This is a genomic window from Fusibacter sp., from assembly GCF_057447755.1.
Window position 1 is genome coordinate 1 of sequence record NZ_JBVBZF010000436.1, and the last position, 2433, is coordinate 2433.

Sequence of the window (2433 nt, forward strand, 5' to 3'; positions counted from 1 at the left end):
AATGATTGATGCTCAGTTAGGCATGATTAGGGTTCAAGCCAAGGTAATTAAAATTGCTGAGGATTCAGTATCCGTTGAGTACACTTTTTTGCCAAATCAAGTGTTTCCAGCGTCAAAACAATATACATTGGTATATGAATTCAAATTGGGACAAGGCATTGTAAAAGAAAATAAAATTTTTTCTGAATATGAAATTGAAACCCTATTAACAAGGAAATCATCTGAAGCACCAGTTGAATTTGTTTCAAGATATATAAAACCAGATGAAATGGTGGCAAAGATATATTCAAACGCATACATGGCAGATCGCCTGTCTGACGCCATCTTTAAGGAAAAAAACAGATTGCCAAATCAGACCGATGATACCCTCTTAAAAGTTTATAAAACTTATTTGGAGGGTCTAAAACCTGAAAAGATATCTAGTATTTCCAGAGGAAAAGAAATGTTGGACTTCTTTGTTGAGATGTCTCAATCGCCTCTTGAATTAGTGAGTGCCTATATTGAATTTTACGAAGTGGAATGTTATGAGGAAAGTTATGACTGGACGGAACAAATACGCCTCTATGATTCTGCGCAATTTGATGCACTTTATTCTTATGATGATGTACTCAACAAGTTTACAGTAAATAAAAATCTCGTGGGAACCAATAGAGCCATTGGTGAACTTCTAATTAAAAATGGCTTGGATATTGACTATGTTGAAGGCTATCCATACATGGCGCCAAGTTCGGCATACTTAAATCGAATCATTAAACTCGATGATGATTTAGTGAAGCCTTATATTGAACTGAAGACTTTTCAGTATGATTTTTTTCCAATTCAATCTGATGCTTACTTAATGGTTTCTGCAGAAGAACTTTCAGAAGCAATACATGTATTTGATGCACATTATTTAGAGCATTCTACCTATGAAGCCTTTGATGAAGCAAAATATCTTGCAGACTACCTGTTTGAACTTTATATATTACCAAATGACTATTTTTCTGAAGACTATAATTACAAGGGGGCATATATTACTGAGTACTACCTAAAGAGTTATCAAGATTATATTAAAGCATACCCTGAATCGACTTATACGCCGATACTCTCTAATATTGTAAAATTGCTCAATGAGAATGCAATGGCTTATAGTAAACCCTTGGACCAGTATCTTAACACTTTAAATTATAGGCCAAATTCAGAAGCCTTTAGGCTCAGATTCAAACAGATCGACGAGTTTGAAAACTTGACCAAGGGAAAGCAGAGGATTTTACTCAATCCTAGTGCATCCCAAGTCCTTACGGTCTCGAATATAAATGATTTATTGAAGGCAATAGGGTCGAACAAAACCATATATTTAAAACCGGGAAATTATCAAATTCCATATAGCCTTGAGATTGAAAACGAAAATGTTGCAATCGATGAAGGGACCTTGAGAATTAAAAATGTTGAAAATCTAACACTCCTTACAGAGCAAGGTATTGCTGATTTGATTGCAGACAGCTATTTTGAAGTGCTTGTTCTTGACCATAGTTCAAATATACAGATGGATGGCATTCGATTGGGGCATTTGAGAGAGTACTGTGTTGGAGACGTCATAGCTGTTAAAGCCTCAAAAAATATTGAACTCAATCGATTGATACTGTTTGGTTGTGGCTATAATGGTTTGAACTTGGATCAAGTGAATGGGCTTAGCATCTCTAACACCTTGATTTCTGATTGCCAATCAAATGGTCTGGTTTTTTCGAACTCAAGTAATGTTTCCGTCTTAAACACTCAGTTTTATAGAAATGGCAAGCAGTTATTTGATTTTGTAAATACTAAGGGTATAGTACTTAGAGACGTTATTGCTAGAGATAATGATAAAATAGCATATGACACATCAAACGCACTAATGCGAGTTGATAAAGCGTCTGATGTCACTATTGATAATTCTGAGCTTGATACCACTTATGTAGATTTGATGATAGAGGGTGATGGTAGGGTTATCCAATAAAAATAAACGCTAGAGATCATGTATGTACATTGATTTCTAGCGTTTTTAGCTGATGAAATGCGTTTTAACTTGCAATCGAATAAGGGTCATCCATTAATAGGTGTTTTTTATGCTGAAAGAAAATAAATGCCAAGCATGGTGACAAATACAACTGGCAAAATCAAACGATATTGTTTATATAGTGATTTTGTATCTATGTTAAAGTACTCAAGGGTTAATACCTGACAAAGATGAAGCGGTGAGATATAATAAAATACAAATCCCGTCGTATAGATGAACATAGCAAGTCTCAGCTTGGTTTGTTCGTCTATGGCCATAGGTAAAATTAAGGGATAAAGTATAGCAACACTTGGTTGAATAGAAGCGAGTGTAAAGGATAATAATGCCGTACATAAAATGATGATGAACTCAATGGGTATTCCCATTGAAACAATATTGCTCATCTGTTCATAAAGATC

The 2433-nt window shown here is 34.8% G+C and carries 2 protein-coding genes; one reads left to right on the forward strand and one right to left on the reverse strand.

The window, feature by feature from the left end; all coding sequences use genetic code 11:
• The coding region (locus tag AC220I_RS21350; protein WP_486725891.1) for a right-handed parallel beta-helix repeat-containing protein at positions 1 to 1975 on the forward strand (1975 nt) is incomplete at its 5' end.
• Between the two features lie 107 nt (positions 1976 to 2082).
• Here the strand turns inward: AC220I_RS21350 and AC220I_RS21355 are convergent.
• Positions 2083 to 2433, reverse strand: a 351-nt coding sequence (locus AC220I_RS21355; RefSeq protein WP_486725892.1) for a DUF401 family protein, incomplete at its 5' end; no start/stop codon positions are given.